This is a genomic window from Streptomyces sp. NPDC090032 (assembly GCF_044748025.1).
Lineage (GTDB): Bacteria > Actinomycetota > Actinomycetes > Streptomycetales > Streptomycetaceae > Streptomyces.
The window spans coordinates 569732-584274 of the sequence record NZ_JBIVFF010000001.1 but is presented as its reverse complement, the minus strand read 5'-3'; the positions used below and the strand labels follow the sequence as shown (position 1 = coordinate 584274).

Annotated in this window: 12 protein-coding genes and 1 pseudogene; 9 read left to right on the top strand and 4 right to left on the bottom strand. The window is 73.2% G+C overall.

Annotated features, from left to right (window positions below; all coding sequences use genetic code 11):
* Positions 1 to 26: 26 nt before the first annotated feature.
* The 5 genes and pseudogenes from ACIPWY_RS02535 to pcaD form a co-directional block, all read left to right on the top strand.
* Positions 27 to 233: pseudogene (locus tag ACIPWY_RS02535) on the top strand (3-oxoadipyl-CoA thiolase); the annotation flags it as partial.
* Positions 234 to 250: 17 nt separating this feature from the next.
* On the top strand, positions 251 to 1021 hold the full coding sequence (gene pcaH, locus ACIPWY_RS02530) for a protocatechuate 3,4-dioxygenase subunit beta (protein ID WP_362901800.1): 771 nt from the start codon (positions 251 to 253) through the stop codon (positions 1019 to 1021).
* Positions 1018 to 1605, top strand: coding sequence for a protocatechuate 3,4-dioxygenase subunit alpha (gene pcaG / locus ACIPWY_RS02525; protein WP_393704357.1), 588 nt, complete (start codon positions 1018 to 1020; stop codon positions 1603 to 1605). The genes pcaH and pcaG overlap by 4 nt, the downstream gene beginning before the upstream one ends.
* Entirely contained in the window at positions 1602 to 2948 is a 1347-nt protein-coding gene (gene pcaB / locus ACIPWY_RS02520) for a 3-carboxy-cis,cis-muconate cycloisomerase (RefSeq protein ID WP_393704355.1), read from the top strand. Before pcaG ends, pcaB begins: the two co-directional genes overlap by 4 nt.
* The gene (gene pcaD / locus ACIPWY_RS02515) at positions 2945 to 4096 is read left to right on the top strand and encodes a 3-oxoadipate enol-lactonase (protein WP_393704353.1); all 1152 of its coding nucleotides are present in this window, start codon (positions 2945 to 2947) and stop codon (positions 4094 to 4096) included. Before pcaB ends, pcaD begins: the two co-directional genes overlap by 4 nt.
* A gap of 19 nt (positions 4097 to 4115) precedes the next feature.
* Here the strand turns inward: pcaD and ACIPWY_RS02510 are convergent, their stop codons facing one another.
* A complete protein-coding gene (locus ACIPWY_RS02510) occupies positions 4116 to 6788 on the bottom strand; it encodes an ATP-binding protein (protein WP_393704351.1) in 2673 nt (890 codons plus the stop codon).
* Between the two features lie 174 nt (positions 6789 to 6962).
* On the opposite strand from ACIPWY_RS02510, the gene ACIPWY_RS02505 reads away from it, so the two are divergent.
* On the top strand, positions 6963 to 7982 hold the full coding sequence (locus ACIPWY_RS02505; protein WP_362901791.1) for a DUF2510 domain-containing protein: 1020 nt from the start codon (positions 6963 to 6965) through the stop codon (positions 7980 to 7982).
* A gap of 193 nt (positions 7983 to 8175) precedes the next feature.
* Here ACIPWY_RS02505 and ACIPWY_RS02500 read toward each other — a convergent pair whose 3' ends face one another.
* Positions 8176 to 8796 carry a TetR/AcrR family transcriptional regulator gene (locus ACIPWY_RS02500; RefSeq protein WP_362901789.1) on the bottom strand — a complete coding sequence of 207 codons (621 nt, stop codon included), beginning with the start codon at positions 8794 to 8796 and terminating at the stop codon, positions 8176 to 8178.
* Between the two features lie 150 nt (positions 8797 to 8946).
* On the opposite strand from ACIPWY_RS02500, the gene ACIPWY_RS02495 reads away from it, so the two are divergent.
* Positions 8947 to 9993, top strand: a complete 1047-nt coding sequence (locus ACIPWY_RS02495; protein WP_393704348.1) for a phosphatase PAP2 family protein — start codon at positions 8947 to 8949, stop codon at positions 9991 to 9993.
* Positions 9990 to 11063 (top strand): DMT family transporter, encoded by a 1074-nt coding sequence (locus ACIPWY_RS02490; RefSeq protein WP_393704346.1) that lies wholly within the window; start codon positions 9990 to 9992, stop codon positions 11061 to 11063. Before ACIPWY_RS02495 ends, ACIPWY_RS02490 begins: the two co-directional genes overlap by 4 nt.
* Positions 11064 to 11127: 64 nt before the next feature.
* Here ACIPWY_RS02490 and ACIPWY_RS02485 read toward each other — a convergent pair whose 3' ends face one another.
* Positions 11128 to 11718 (bottom strand): helix-turn-helix domain-containing protein, encoded by a 591-nt coding sequence (locus ACIPWY_RS02485; RefSeq protein WP_362901783.1) that lies wholly within the window; start codon positions 11716 to 11718, stop codon positions 11128 to 11130.
* Between the two features lie 305 nt (positions 11719 to 12023).
* On the opposite strand from ACIPWY_RS02485, the gene ACIPWY_RS02480 reads away from it, so the two are divergent.
* Positions 12024 to 13520, top strand: a complete 1497-nt coding sequence (locus ACIPWY_RS02480; protein WP_362901781.1) for an MFS transporter — start codon at positions 12024 to 12026, stop codon at positions 13518 to 13520.
* A 33-nt stretch (positions 13521 to 13553) separates the two neighbouring features.
* Here the strand turns inward: ACIPWY_RS02480 and ACIPWY_RS02475 are convergent, their stop codons facing one another.
* Positions 13554 to 14495 (bottom strand): phospholipid scramblase-related protein, encoded by a 942-nt coding sequence (locus ACIPWY_RS02475; RefSeq protein ID WP_362901780.1) that lies wholly within the window; start codon positions 14493 to 14495, stop codon positions 13554 to 13556.
* Positions 14496 to 14543: the final 48 nt, after the last annotated feature.

Genomic DNA, 14543 nt, shown 5'->3' with positions numbered 1-14543 from the left:
TCCACGTCGCCGAGCGGCCCGCGTTCGGCCACGTCGCCGACAGGCCCGAGTTCGGCCCCGCGATCCTCGACCCGCGCGCCGGCGTCATCGCGATCGGCCGCCTGCCCGGCGCGTCCGGCGCGCGGCTCGCCCGATCCGTCGCGCACCAGCTCAAGGCCGCCGGTTCCGGCACCGGCGGCGCCACCCTCCGCATCGGCGTCGGACAGGGCCTCGCGCTCGTCCTCGAACGCTGAGGACTCAGGAACCCACCATGGCACTCACCCAGTCGGACATCGACGTCGAGGTCGCGGACCTCCAGAGCGCGTACGACAAGGCGCGCGCCGCCGGCGCCCCCGCCCAGCACCACCCGGCGCGCGACTACGCGCCGTACCGCAGCTCGCTCCTGCGCCACCCGAAGCAGCCGCTCGTCGCCGTGCACGGCGGCGACCCGGAGACCGTCGAGCTGTCCGGGCCCGTCTTCGGCGCCACCGACATCACGGACATCGACCAGGACCTGACGCGTCAGCACGCGGGCGAGCCGCTCGGCGAGCGCATCACCGTCTCCGGACGGCTGCTCGACAGCGACGGCCGCCCCGTGCGCGGCCAGCTCGTGGAGATCTGGCAGGCGAACGCGTCGGGCCGGTACGCGCATCTGCGCGACCAGCACCCGGCGCCGCTCGACCCCAACTTCACCGGTGTGGGGCGGACCCTGACGGATGATCAGGGGCGCTACTCCTTCACCACCGTCAAGCCGGGCGCGTACCCGTGGCGCAACCACACCAACGCCTGGCGCCCCGCGCACATCCACTTCTCCCTGTTCGGCGACGCGTTCACACAGCGGCTCGTGACGCAGATGTACTTCCCGAACGACCCGCTGTTCCGCTACGACCCGATCCTGCGGTCGGTGACGGACGAGTCTGCCCGAAACCGTCTGGTCGCGGCGTACAACCACGACCTGTCCCAGCCTGAGTTCTCCCTCGGCTACGAGTGGGACATCGTCCTCGACGGTCCCTCCGCCACCTGGATCGAGGAAGGCCGATGACCTCCGTACCCCCCGTGCCCGAGAAGCTCCTCCCCACGCCGTCGCACACCGTCGGCCCGTTCTACGGCTACGCCCTGCCGTTCCCCGAGGGCGAGCAGGTCGCACCGAAGGGGCACCCCGACACGATCGCCCTGCACGGCTACGTGCTCGACGGCGACGGCGAGCCGGTACCGGACGCCATCCTGGAGTTCTGGCAGGCCGCGCCCGACGGCTCACTGACCGGGGCGCCGGGCTCACTGCGCCGCGACACCACGACCGGCGGTCATCTCGGCCGCAACGGCACGGACTTCACCGGGTTCGGCCGGGTCGCCACCGACGCCGACGGGCACTACGCGCTCTTCACGCTGCCGCCGGGCAACGCGGGACTGCCCTACGTCAGCGTGTGCGTGTTCGCGCGCGGGCTGCTGCACCACCTGTTCACCCGCGCCTACCTCGCCGACGGCCCGGACCCGCTGCTCGACTCCCTGCCCGCGGAGCGGCGCGCGACGCTGCTCGCGCTGCCGCAGGAAGACGCGCACCGCACGTACCGTTTCGACATCCGTCTTCAGGGCGAAGGCGAAACGGTCTTCCTGGAGTTCCAGTGACACACGTCGGTCCCGACGCCGATCCCGACGCCGGACTGCTCGCCCCCGGCCGGGCAGGCTCCCCCGCCGAGTCGGCCACCTCGGACGCGGCGGTCCTGCTCGGCCTGCTCGACGCGGAGGTGGGGCTCACCCGGGCGCAGGCCGCCCTGGGCCTGGCGCCCGCGGCAGCAGCGGACGCGGTGACGCGGGCCGCCGCGGACGCGGGCCGCTTCGACGCCCGTGACCTCGCGCTGCGCGCCCGCTCCGGGGGCAACCCGGTGATCCCGCTGGTCGCCGACCTGACGGCCGCAGTGGCCGGGGAGCATTCCGCGTACGTCCACCGGGGCGCCACCAGCCAGGACATCCTGGACACGGCGCTCATGCTGGTCGCGGCCCGGACGCTCGACGGGCTGCTCGGGGATTTGGCGCGTGCAGAGAGCGCGCTCGGGCGGCTCGCCGCTGCGCACCGGGACACCGTCATGCCGGGCCGTACGCTCACGCAGCACGCCGTGCCGACGACGTTCGGCCTGAAGGCGGCGGGCTGGCGTTCCCTCGTCCTCGACGCACGCGACCGGCTGAGCACCGTACGGGCTTCACTTCCTGTCCAACTGGGCGGCGCTGCGGGCACGTTGGCGGCGTTCGGCGTGTTCGGTGCCACGAACGCCGGCGAGCTGACCGAGGCGTACGCTGCCGAACTCGGCCTCCTGGCCCCCGCGTTGCCCTGGCACACGCTGCGCACCCCGGTCGCCGACCTCGCGGGCGCTCTCGCCTTCACGGCCGGAGCGCTCGGCAAGCCGGCGGCGGACGTGCTCACGCTGTCCCGTACGGAGATCGGCGAACTGTCCGAGGGTTCGGGCGGCGGCTCGTCCGCGATGCCGCACAAGGCGAACCCGGTGCGGGCCACGCTCGTCGCGGCGGCCGCCCGCCGCGCACCCGCCCTCGCCGCGACGCTGTACGCGTCGATGGCGGCCGAGGACGAGCGCCCGGCCGGTGCCTGGCACGCGGAGTGGGAGCCGCTGCGCGACCTCCTGCGGCTCGTGGGCGGCGCGGCGCGCGACGCCGCCGAGCTCGCCGAAGGGCTTCAGGTCCACGCGGACGTGATGCATGAACACCTTTTCGCCACCCATGGGTTGATCGTCTCGGAGCGTCTGGCGGCCGAGCTGGCGCCCCTGCTCGGGCGGGCCCGCGCGAAGTCCCTGCTCACCGAGGCGGCGCGGCGCACCCGCACCGAGGGCAGGGCGCTCGCCGAGATCCTGGCCGACGAGCCCGATCTCAAGGGCGTCGACCTGGCCGACCTCACCGACCCCACCCGATACACCGGCTCCGCCGGAACCCTCACCGACCGCGCCCTGGAGCGACGTTGAGCACTGCATCCCCCGACCACGGCCCTCTCCTTCACCACCGCGGCGAAGGCCCCGCCACCGCTCCCCCGCTCCTCCTGGGCCCCTCGCTCGGCACCTCCACCGCCCTGTGGGACGCGGTCGCGCCCGAACTGTCCGTCACCCACCGGGTGGTGCGCTGGGACCTGCCGGGGCACGGAAAGTCCCCGGCCGAACTGATCGGCCCCGGCGCGACCGTCGCCGATCTGGCCCGGCTCGTCCTGGACCTCGCCGACTCCCTCGGTATCGAGCGCTTCGCGTACGCGGGGGTGTCGCTCGGCGGTGCGGTGGGCCTGCATCTCGCGGTCCACCACCCGGAGCGGGTGACGAGCCTCGCGGTGATCTGCTCGTCCGCACACTTCGGCGGTTCGAAGCCCTGGGAGGAACGGGCCGCGCTCGTCCGCCACGAGGGGCTCGGCCCGGTCGCCGCGACCGCCGACCGGCGCTGGTTCACCCCCGGGTTCACCGTGCCCGCCCTCATCGAGGACCACCGCACCGCCGACCCCGGCGCGTACGCCGCCTGTTGTGACGCCCTCGCCGCGTTCGACATCCGTGCGGAGCTCGCCTCGATCACGGCCCCCACCCTGCTGATCGCGGGCCGCGAGGACCCGGCGACGCCGCCCGCGCATCTGCGGGAGATCGCCGACGCGGTGGCAGGATCGTCGCTCGTCGAGATCGCCGGCTCCTCGCACCTCGCCCCCGCCCAGTGCCCCGAACCCGTGATCACGGCGCTGCGCGCCCAGCTCGGCGGGGGCGCCGGGCGCGGCATGGAGGTGCGCAGGCAGGTGCTCGGCGACGCGCACGTCGACCGCGCGCAGGCCGGGCAGAGCCCGTTCACGGCCCGCTTCCAGGACTTCATCTCGCGCTACGCGTGGGGCGAGATCTGGACCGACCCGACGCTGGCGCGCCGCGAGCGCTCCATGATCACCATGACGGCTCTGGTGGCCCACGGCCACTACGACGAGCTGGCGATGCACGTGCGCGCAGCGCTGCGCAACGGCCTGACGCCCGACGAGATCGGCGCCGTACTCCTGCAGACCGCCGTGTACTGCGGTGTCCCCGCGGCCAATTCGGCGTTCGCGGTGGCGCAGCGGGTCCTCGCCGAGGAGAGCGGCGAGGACCCCGCGAGCTGAAGCCCGCGTACCCCGGCGGTCAGCGCAGGCCGCGTCCCGTGTCGAGGACCTCGCGGGCGCGCGCGGCCAGGCCCTCCGCGCCGCACGCCTTGGCCAGCGCGAGGCCGCGGGTGAGTTCCGCGACCGAGCGGGCCGCGATGCCGTACTCGACGCGGGCCGCCGCGTGTTCGTACGCGCAGGGGGACGCTTCGAGGTACGTGACCGACTTGGCGTAGAGGGTCAGGGACCGCTGGCCGCTCTCCAGGGCGGCTTCGCAGCGCAGGGCCTCCCCGATCGCCGTGTCCGTGCCGAACCGCTCGGCCTGGAGGCGGGCGTCGGCGGCGAGTTCCCTGGCCCGCTTCGGGTCCTCGGTGGCGAGTGCGCGGGCCAGGTCGCAGGCCCAGGGCGCCATGATCGTGTTGTGTCCGCCGCGGGCGGTGGCCGCCTTGGCCGCCGCCTCCAGCTCGCTGACGCCCTCCTGCGTGCGGCCCGCGGCGATCAGCAGCCGGCCGCGGACGGAGTGCGCGTCGGGCAGCACGATCGTGGAGGGGTACGGCGGGCCGAAGGAGTAGCGGTCGGCGATCTCCCTGGCTTCGCCGATGCGGCCGCGGGCCACGAGCGTGTCGATGAGCATGCACGTGGCGTCCCAGTGCATGGGCAGACCGCGGCCGACTCGGTCGGCCAGACGCAGGCTCTCGCGCAGGACGGCCTCGGCGTCGGTGAGGCGGCCGCGCCTTCGGTGGACGTAGCCGACGAAGGCGTGCGCGAGCGCCAGATGGCCGCCGCTCCAGCCGGCGGTCTCGTAGGCGCGTACGGCCTCGGTGAACAGGCTCTCCGCGCGGTCGAGCCGGTCCGCGAACAGATAGGCGCTGCCGAGCATCGCGAGGAGTTCGAAGCCCCACTCGGGGTCGGTCCAGCCGAGGCCGGGCGCGAGGCGTTCGTTGACGAGCGAGCGGTCGCAGAGTTCGACCACCACCTCGGCGTTCTCGCCGCGGGTCATCGCGTCGAAGGCACGCAGGACGAGCAGGACCCGCTCGGGGTTGTCGCGGCCGGTGAGGGAGCCCGCGAGCGCGGCGAGGCTGCGGGAGCGGCCCGGGGAGTCCTCCTCGCCGGCGTGGATGCCCTCCCACATGTAGCGCATGGCCTGCAGGCGCAGGCGGGCCGGACCAGGGTCGAGCCGCGCGGACTCGGCGTCGATCTCGCGCAGCGCCTCTTCCAGCTGGTTGTTGTGGACGAGGGCCTGGGACAGCCGGCACACGGCGTCCACGCGCGCCTCCCCGTCGAGCCCCGGCTCGGTGTCGAGGGCCTGGCGCAGATGGCCGATGGTGACGGCGGGCGAGGTGAGGAGGGTGGCGCAGCCCAGCTCGTAGAGGAGTTGGGACCGTACGCCGGGCAGCGGCGGCTCCTGGAGCGCACGCTCCAGACAGCGTCGGGCGGCTTCCGGGGCGCCGACCGCGAGGTGTTCACCGGCCGCCGCGCGCAACTGCTCGACGAGCTCGGGGTCGTCGTCCGGGTGGACCTGGAGCAGATGCCGGGAGGCGGCCGCGGCGCCGTGGCCCGAGGCCGTGACGGCCCAGGCCGCCTGCCCGTGCATGGCGGTGCGGGTGGCCGGGGGGATCGAGCGGTACACCGCGCTGGCGATCAGCGGGTGCACGAACTCCAGCCCCACGGCGCCGTCTTCGTACGTCGCGTCGGTGAGGATGCGGGCGGCGCGCAGTCGCACGGCGCAGCGGCCGGCCTCGCCCGGCGCCATCCCGGCGAGGCGCGCCGCGAGGTCGTGGGCGATCCGGGTGCCGAGGATGGCAGCGGCCCAGGCGAAGCGCGTCGCGTCGGTGCCGAGGCCCTCGAGGCGGTCGATCAGACCGCGGCCGCGCGCCGACTTGTTCAGGGCCCGCAGCTCGCCGGCCGAGCCTTCGGCGGGTTCGAGTTCGCTGTCCTGGACCTTGGCGAGAAGCTCGACGGTCTCGTACGGGTTGCCGCCGGTGACGGCCCACACCTCGCGGCAGAAGGGGGCGTCGGCGTGCGCGCCGAGGGTGGCGCGGGTGAGTCCGGCGGTGGCGTCGGGGGTGAGGGCGTGCAGGGTGGTGCGGGGCCGGGCCGCGGCGCCGACGGCTTCCAGGTGTTCGGTGGAGGCGGCGGTGGCCTCGCCGTCGCGGTGGGCGACCACGACGAGTACGGGCAGGTCGTCGAGGCGTTCGGCGAACGCGGCGAGCCAGTGGAGGGTCTCCTCGTCGGCCCACTGCGCGTCGTCGACGAGCAGGACGAGCGGCCAGTGCAGGCGGGCGAGCCGGGACACCGCCGCGACGAGTCCGTCGCGCACACCTTGCGGGTCGGCCTGACGGGCGCCCGGCTCGGCTATCCCGAGGGCGGGACCGGCGATCTCGTACCAGTCGCCGAAGTACTCGCGGGCCTCCTCCTGCGAGAGTGCGAGGAGCGCCGGCTGTAGCAACTGGCGTACGACGTTGAAGGGGACGGAGGTGACGGTCTCGCCGCCGCGGGCCGACCAGACCGTGGCCCGTCCCGCCGCGATGCGGCGCACCTCTTCGAGGAGGGCGGTCTTGCCGATGCCTGCTTCGCCCCTGAACACGACGAGGCTGCCCGACGACGCCGCGTCCCCGCAGAGTTCGCCGAGCGCCTGCTCGACGACCGCGATCTCCGTGTTCCGTTCCCACAGGGCGGCCGAGGCGGCTCCTTCAGGCCGACTCTGCGTCATCCCGCACCCTCCCGAAGTCGCTCAACCGACGTACAGATGTTGAGAGTAGCCGTAGCCGGGGGGTTGTGGGTGGGGGTCTGCGCAGGTCTCCGCCGTAAGTGGGAGGGTGCCGTTCCGGAACGGGAGCGGGCCCCTCTCATGCCTCTTTCACGCACGCCTCATACTGTGGCGCCCATGACCCAGGTGACTCCCCCCGGCTGGTACCCCGATCCCGGCCAGAAGCCCGAAGGCCCCCGCACCGAACGCTGGTGGGACGGCAGCGTGTGGACGGAACAGACCCGTGCCGCCGGGACCGGCGCGCATCCGCAGGCCTACGGCTATCCGCAGGCCTCGCAGCAGCCGGGACAGTTCGGCCGTCCCGGATACCCGGGCTACCCCGCGTACCCGGAGCCGAAGCCGCGACGCGGCCTCAAGATAGCCATCGCCGCCGGTGTCGCCGTGGTGGTGCTCGGCGGCATCGTCGGCGGTGTGTACGCGCTGTCGTCCGGGGACGGCGACGGCAAGAGCGACCGGGCCGGCTCGTCCTCAAGTCCCTCTGGCGCTCCGGGACTTCCTCAGGGGCCGGGTGACGGTCAGGGCGGGAGCGGGGGCAGCGGCGGGTCCGGTGGCTCCGGTGGGGAGAGCGGTGCTCCGCAGGGGCCGGGTTCCGGCGCCGGATTCGCCGCCGACCTCGTCAACGGGGTGTCGATGCCCGTGCTCGACGGCTGGACCGGCGGCACGACGAAGGGCGGCAACGCGGGGGTGACGACCGGCCCGTACGCCTGCCCCGGCGACACGAAGCAGGAGTGTGTGCGCGGCGGCGCGTTCTCGGCGTCGGCCGAGGCGCTGAAGCTCAAGGCGACGGGCGCGGAGGCCGCGGCCAAGGAGGACATCTCCAAGAACGCGCAGGAGTCGTACGGCGGCGCGATCTACGGAAAGATCACCTCGCACAAGGAACTGGCCTCGGAGGCCGTCACCGTGGCCGGACAGCAGGGCTACCTGGTGCGCTGGCAGGTCGTCACGGCCAAGGGCGACGACGGGTACGTCGAGTCGCTGGTCTTCCCCGCGCCGGCCAACCCCAAGTCGCTCGTCGTCGTCCGGTTCGGCATCGACGTGAACGACAAGGCTCCGGGCCTGACGTCGATGGACAAGATCACCAAGGGCATCAAGAAGTCCGCTATCGCCGAGGGCGGCGGCAACGGGCAGGACGTGTAGGGCCCCGCACGACACGCGCAGGCCCCCGTGACAACCCGTCGGGCGCCCCAGGGGAGAAAGCCCAGGGGCCGGGCAGGTCCCCCTCCGCTCAAGGAGGGACCCGCCCGGCCCGGGGGTGCGCGCCGCGCCCGTCCCCACGGTGCGGCGCGGGCAGACCGCCGTCAGGTCATCCCGACAGACGGCGGCCTCCCGTTCAGGTGGCTTCGCCCAGGCCGAGTGCGGGCAGCACCACGGCGTCGACGAAGCGGGTGAGGTAGTCCGCGTCCGCGTACCGGCCCTCGAGGACCGGGCGGATGCGCTGCACCCCGAGCAGCTGGGCGGCCAGGAACTCGACGGCCGGATGGTCCGCGGCGATCTCGCCGCGCGCCACCGCCCGGTCGACCATCGCCCCGAGCGCGGCCAGCTCCGGCTCGACCAGGGCCTCGCGCAGCGCCGCCTGCAGTTCCTCGTCACTGAGGACCGCGTGTCCCAGGGCCTGGACGAGCTGGGTGTCACGTCCGGCCTGCTCCGCCGCCGCACGTGCGGCCGAGCGCAGGTCCCCGGCGAGCGTACCCGTGTCGACACTGGCGAACTTCACGCAGCGCCCCGCCCGCAGCGAGGCGGCCACGAGCTGCGGCTTCGTCTTCCACTGCCGGTAGAGCGTGGACTTGCTGCAGCACGCCTGGGCCGCGACGCCCTCCATGGTGAGCGCCTCGTAGCCGTTCTCGCGGAGCTGGTCGAGGACCGCGTCGTAGAACTCCTTCTCGCGCTCGGGAGTGATCTTGGAGCGGCGCGAAGTGGTCACTGATGTGCCTGCCTGCTCCTGGGACGCCATGGCTCTTCTCCTCGCGAATCTTCGCTATCGATACGCCAGTGTACCGGTACGCCAGCGTTTCGGTACACTGGCGTATCGATGAGCGCGGTTCACGCCGCGCTCACCTCCGCATCACCGCACCACCCAGTCGTCATGAAAAGGGGCCGGGGGATGAATTCTCTTACCGAGCCTGCCGAACCGGAGCCGGACACAGCCGGCCGCGAGACGGACGCCGTCGGCCACAAGCCGGATGCCGTCGCCCGCCCGCCCCTGGTCCGGGAGCTCCTGCTGGTCGTCGGCCTGTTCCTCGTCTACAAGTTCGGCAGGCAACTGGCCAACGGCCACACCGGCGAGGCGTTCCACAACGCACACCGCGTATGGGACCTCGAACGCGCCGTCCATCTGCCGGGCGAGGGCGCCGTGCAGCATGCCCTGCTGCACAGCGAAGGCCTCGTCCACATCGCGAACACCTACTACGCGACGGTGCACTTCCCGGCGACGGCCGCCTTTCTGATCTGGCTGTACCTGTGCAGGCCCCGGCACTACATATGGACGCGCCGGGTATTGGCCGCTCTCACCGCGGCGGCCCTTGTGCTGCACCTCACCTTCCCGCTGGCCCCGCCGCGGATGCTGGCCGCCGCGCACCTCGTGGACACCGGCCAGGTGTACGGGCCGACCGTCTACGGCGCGACGCCGCAGACCGACTCGATGGCGAACCAGTTCGCCGCGATGCCGTCCCTGCACTTCGGCTGGGCCCTGATGGTCGCCGTCGGCCTGATCGCCGCGACCCGCTCCCGGCTGCGGTGGCTGTGGCTCCTGCACCCGGCGCTCACCCTGTTCGTCGTGATCGGCACGGCGAACCACTACTGGCTGGACGCGATCGTGGCGACGGCCCTCCTCGGTGTCGCGCTCGCGGTGATCCGGCTGCCCGGCACCGTGCAGACCTCGCGGCCGGGGCAGCCCCTCGGCCGGCGTCTGGTGCCGGCCCCGCGTGCCGCGACTTCGCTCACCGCGACGGCGGAGACCATGGGTGCGGCGATGCCCGCCCCCTGGGCCCCGGCGCATCAGCGCGGCGGCTCCCTCTCCGCGTCCGAAGTGCTCGCGCGCATCCCGGTGTCGGTGACGGCGGGCTCGGCGTCCGCCGTCGAGGCGCCGTTCACCACGGAAGTGGCGGGTCCGGGGCGCACGGCCCTCGCAGCGACAGGAGCACGCCGGTGAACGCCACCCTCCTCGCCGTCGCGCTCTCCCTCGTCTCCGCGGTCGCCTACGCCGCTGCCGCCGTCGCCCAGGAACGGCTCGCGTCGCGCACCGCGGGGACCGACTCGGGCATCCTGCGTCTGCTCGGCACGGGTGCCTGGTGGGGGTCCGTCCTCCTCAACGCGTCCGCCGCGCTGCTGCACGTCGCGGCCCTCAAGTACGGCCCCCTCACCCTCGTACAGCCGCTCGGCGCGCTGACGCTCGTGGCGGCCGTACCGCTCGGGGCGCGCCTGGCCGGGCGGCGCGTCCTGTCCGTCGAATGGCGCGGCACCGCGCTCACGCTCGCCGGGCTCGGCGCGCTCCTGCTCACGGCCTCGGGCCCGGCACCCGACGACACGCTCAGCCTCGGCGAGGCGCTCGCCGTCGCCGGTGCGACGGCCGCACTGATCGGTCTCCTGTCGCGGCGCGGCGCGAAGCCGGGGCTGCGGCACGCGACGGCCTCCGGCCTCGCCTCGGGCATCGCCTCGGCGCTCGCCCAGACCGTCACCGTCGCCGTCACCGACCGGACGGGACCGCTGCTCAGCGTCAAGGTCATCGTCGTGGCGCTGCTGATCGCGGCGTTCGCCGCGGGCGGCCTGCTCCTGTCGCAGATCGCCTACCGCGGCGGCCTCGGCGCCCCGCTCGCGATGGTCACCCTGTCCAACCCCGTGGCCGCGGCGATCATCGGCGTCACGCTGCTCGGCGAACGGCTCCACGGCGGCATCACGGGGATCCTGCTCGCGGCTGCTGGGGCGACGCTCGCTGCCCGGGGCGTCCTGCTCCTCACGCGTACGTCGCCGGAGCTCGACGAGGACACCCGGCCGGAACCGTCGCTCATCGCGGCGGAACGGCGAGCCGAGCTGCCGTCCCGGGCTCCGGAGACGGGGCCGGTCGCGGAGCTGCCGGGCCTTGCGGGTCTTCAGGGCCTTCAGGGTCTTCCGTCGAGTCTTCAGAGTCTTCCGCCGATGCCCATACTCCCGGGCACGGTGGTCATCCTGCCGTCGGTGCCGCCCCAGCCGGAGCCGGCCCCGGGCGCGCTCCAGGCTTCCTGAAGGCGCCCCCACCTTCACGCGGTCCGCTCCACGCGTGGTGCGTCACGGCCCTACGCGTCGTGCGTCACGGCCTGTGCGGCGCGGGACGCGTCCTCATGCCGTCGAGCGTGATGCCGAAGACCCGGTCGCGCTGCTCGGTGTCCACGTAGGCCGCGCCGGTGACGCCGGAGATCAGGCGGAGCAGGTCGTCGAAGGACATGTCCGTGCGGACCTCCCCGGCGGCCTGCGCGCGCAGCAGCAGCGGTTCACCGGCGTCGAGCATGGCGCGGCGGCACGCGATGAAGATGTCCGACTCACCGCTGAGCGCCTCCCTGATGGCGCGCTTGGTGACGGTGTAGTCCACGAAGCGGCGCAGCCAGGTGACGAACCCGTCCCACGGCGGGGCGTCCTCGAGTTCGTCGGCGAGCCGGCACAGGGCGTCGACCTCTTCCGCGTAGACGGTCTCGAAGAGGTGCCTGCGCGTGGGGAAGTTGCGGTACAGGGTGCCGATGCCGACGCCGGCCTGGCGGGCGATGTCCTCCAGCGACGCCTCGGCGCCCTTCTCGGCGAACGCGTCGCGGGCCGCGGTGAGGAGGGCGTCGAAGTTGCGGCGCGCGTCCGCGCGGCGCGGGCGCTGGGCCGCGACGATCCCGCCGACGAGTTCCCTGTCCGTCATGCGTGCCACTCCCGGGGTGAGGCAGCGCGGGCTGCCGAGGTTGTACCGGAGGCTCCCCTCCGCTATCGTTGTCCAAGTCGAGGGATGCCTCCACTTTAACAGCCGACGCACCCCGCGCCCCGCCGCACAGTGCTGCGGGCAGACCGGCCCAAGCGGCCGGATCCCACCATCCTCCCAGCTCGCGCGCGCCCTCGGACCGCGGCCCCTGCCGCAGGTCACACCGGCGTGCCCAGCCACCTTCCGTTCAGAGAGACACCGCCTTGAACCGGAATCGCACGACGTCGCCTCGCACGACCCGGAACCCCATGTCCCGGAATCCCAAGGCGCCGAGCCCGGCGTCCAGAAGCTCCAACCGCCTCACCTTCGCGGTCCTCGCGACGGGTGCCGGCGTGTTCTCGATGATGCAGTCGCTGGTCGCCCCGGCCCTGCCGACCGTCCAGCACGCCCTGCACACCAGCCAGGCCACCTCGACCTGGGTGATGACCGCCTACCTGCTGTCCGCCTCGATCTTCACGCCCATACTCGGCCGGGTCGGCGACCTCGTCGGCAAGAAGCGCACCATGGTGGCCGCGCTCGTCGCGCTGACCGTGGGCTGTCTGCTCGCGGCCCTCGCCCCGAGCATCACGGTCCTCATCGTCGCCCGCGTCGTCCAGGGCATCGGCGGCGCGCTCTTCCCGCTGTCGTTCGGCATCATCCGCGACGAGTTCCCCGGTCACCGCGTCAGCCCCAGCATCAGCAACCTCTCCGCCGTCATCGCGGCGGGCGGTGGCGTCGGCATGGTCGCGGCCGGGCCGATCGTGGGCGCGCTCGACTACCGCTGGCTGTTCTGGCTGCCCGCGGCCGTCGTCGCCGTGACGGCGCTGATCGCCTACCGCTACGTGCCCGAGTCGCCGACGCGCGGCACCGGACGCGTGAACTGGCTCGGCTCCGTACTGCTCTCCGGCTGGCTCGTCGCCCTGCTGCTGCCCATCAGCCAGGCCACGTCCTGGGGCTGGGGATCGGTCAAGGTCGCCGGACTGCTGGCCGCCGCCGTGCTCCTGTTCGCCGCCTGGGTACTCTCCGAGGCCCGCTCCGCGAACCCGCTGATCGACCTGCGCGTCATGCGGCTGCCCGCCGTGTGGACGACGAACACGGCCGCGCTGCTCTTCGGCGCGGGGATGTACGCGGTGTGGTCGTTCCTGCCCGGGTTCGCCCAGACGCCGTCGTCCGCCGGGTACGGCTTCGGGGCGAGCGTGACGGGCGCGGGGCTGTTGATGCTGCCGATGCTCGTGGCGATGTTCCTCGCCGGTGTGCTCAGCGGCCGGCTCGAACCTCTCGTGGGAGCGAAGGCGCTGCTCACGACGGGCGCAGCGCTGGGCGCGGTGTCCTGCGCGATGCTCGCCGCCTGGCACACCGAGCAGTGGCAGGTCGCCCTCGCGGCAGGCGTGTTCGGGCTCGGCATCGGGCTCGCGTTCGCGTCCATGGCGAACCTGATCGTGCAGAGCGTCCCGGCGGCGCAGACCGGCGCGGCCACCGGCATGAACGCCAACATCCGCACCATCGGCGGCTCTATCGGCGCCGCCGTGATGAGCAGCCTGGTCACGGGCCACCTCCAGGCGTCGGGACTCCCCTACGCCTCCGGATACACCCACGGCTTCACGCTGCTCGCGGCGCTGTGCCTCGCCGCCGCGCTCGCCGCGTTGCTGGTCCCGGGCGCGCGCCGCGCGGGCGGACCGCGCGTCCCGGCCGCGCAAGGGACGACGGCCGGAGCGACGGCCGGGGCGAGCGAGCAGGTGGGCCTGGAGCAGCCCACGTCGCGGTGATGGCGCACCGGCGCCCGCCGGGCGCCGGGCCCGTCAGCCGAAGCCGCGCGAGTCCTGCTTGAGGGCGGTGTCCACCGTGAGGGCGGTCGCCACGACGAGGCTCAGGAGCGGCTCGGGGAGCTGGTAGTGGATCTGGAGGACGTAGTTGTCCGCGGTCGTGAACATCGTCTTGGCGAGTCCCTCCCACGTCTTCGTGATGCGGGCGACCTCGTTGTCGGCGTGGTCGACGATCGAGAAGTTCCAGGCCCGCCAGTTCTCGGCCTTGATGGCGCCGATCTGCTGGCCGTTCACGTTGATGCCGAAGTTGATCTTGCCGATCATGTTCTGCTGGACGATCTCGCCGACGGGCGAGCCGTCCGGGCGCTCCACGACGACACGCGACTTCATGAACTTCGCGGGCCGCGTCATGACGAGCTGCGGCTGCCCGTACGCGTCGCGGATCTCCAGCTTGTGGGTCATGAACTGGTCGAGGCTGGAGACGAAGCGCGCGACCTTCTTGAGCGTGCTCTGGCCGACCTGGACGACGGAGCCGATCTGGGCGCCGTTCTGATCCATGACGGTGTACTCGTTCGTCAGCTCGATCAGCTTGGCCTTCTGGTTCACCACCAGGACCGGCTCGGTGAAGAGGCTGCCTCCACCCTGGCCGGTGGGCGCGACACCGGCCTGGTGCTGCACCTGGCGCTGCACCTTGGCGGGGTCGACGTACTGCTGCTGTTGCTGCTGGTGCGGGGCCTGCTGCCCGTACGGACCGGCGGCGTGCTGCTGGGGCTGGTGAGACGCGAACTGCCCCTGGGCCGGCTGCTGCACGTGCTGCTGCTGAGGCTGCTGCGCCTGCTGCGGGACCTGCTGGCCCGCGGGCTGCTGCACGGGGCTGGTGTGTTCGGTCCACTGCGCGCCGTCCCACCACCGCAGGGTCTGGGGCGCGCCCTGGGGGTCGGGGTACCAGCCTGCAGGGGTGTTCGATTGCGTGGTCACCCGGGCACACTATCGCGCCAACCTGTGATGGCATCCAAGCCGGACAGA

Bases quoted from the DNA above. Each gene is read 5' to 3' on its own strand.
- pcaH (WP_362901800.1), top strand. From the start codon at position 251: ATGGCACTCACCCAGTCGGACATCGACGTCGAGGTCGCGGACCTCCAG.
- pcaG (WP_393704357.1), top strand. From the start codon at position 1,018: ATGACCTCCGTACCCCCCGTGCCCGAGAAGCTCCTCCCCACGCCGTCG.
- ACIPWY_RS02510 (WP_393704351.1), bottom strand. From the start codon at position 6,788: ATGACGCAGAGTCGGCCTGAAGGAGCCGCCTCGGCCGCCCTGTGGGAA.
- ACIPWY_RS02505 (WP_362901791.1), top strand. From the start codon at position 6,963: ATGACCCAGGTGACTCCCCCCGGCTGGTACCCCGATCCCGGCCAGAAG.
- ACIPWY_RS02500 (WP_362901789.1), bottom strand. From the start codon at position 8,796: ATGGCGTCCCAGGAGCAGGCAGGCACATCAGTGACCACTTCGCGCCGC.
- ACIPWY_RS02495 (WP_393704348.1), top strand. From the start codon at position 8,947: ATGAATTCTCTTACCGAGCCTGCCGAACCGGAGCCGGACACAGCCGGC.
- ACIPWY_RS02485 (WP_362901783.1), bottom strand. From the start codon at position 11,718: ATGACGGACAGGGAACTCGTCGGCGGGATCGTCGCGGCCCAGCGCCCG.
- ACIPWY_RS02480 (WP_362901781.1), top strand. From the start codon at position 12,024: ATGTCCCGGAATCCCAAGGCGCCGAGCCCGGCGTCCAGAAGCTCCAAC.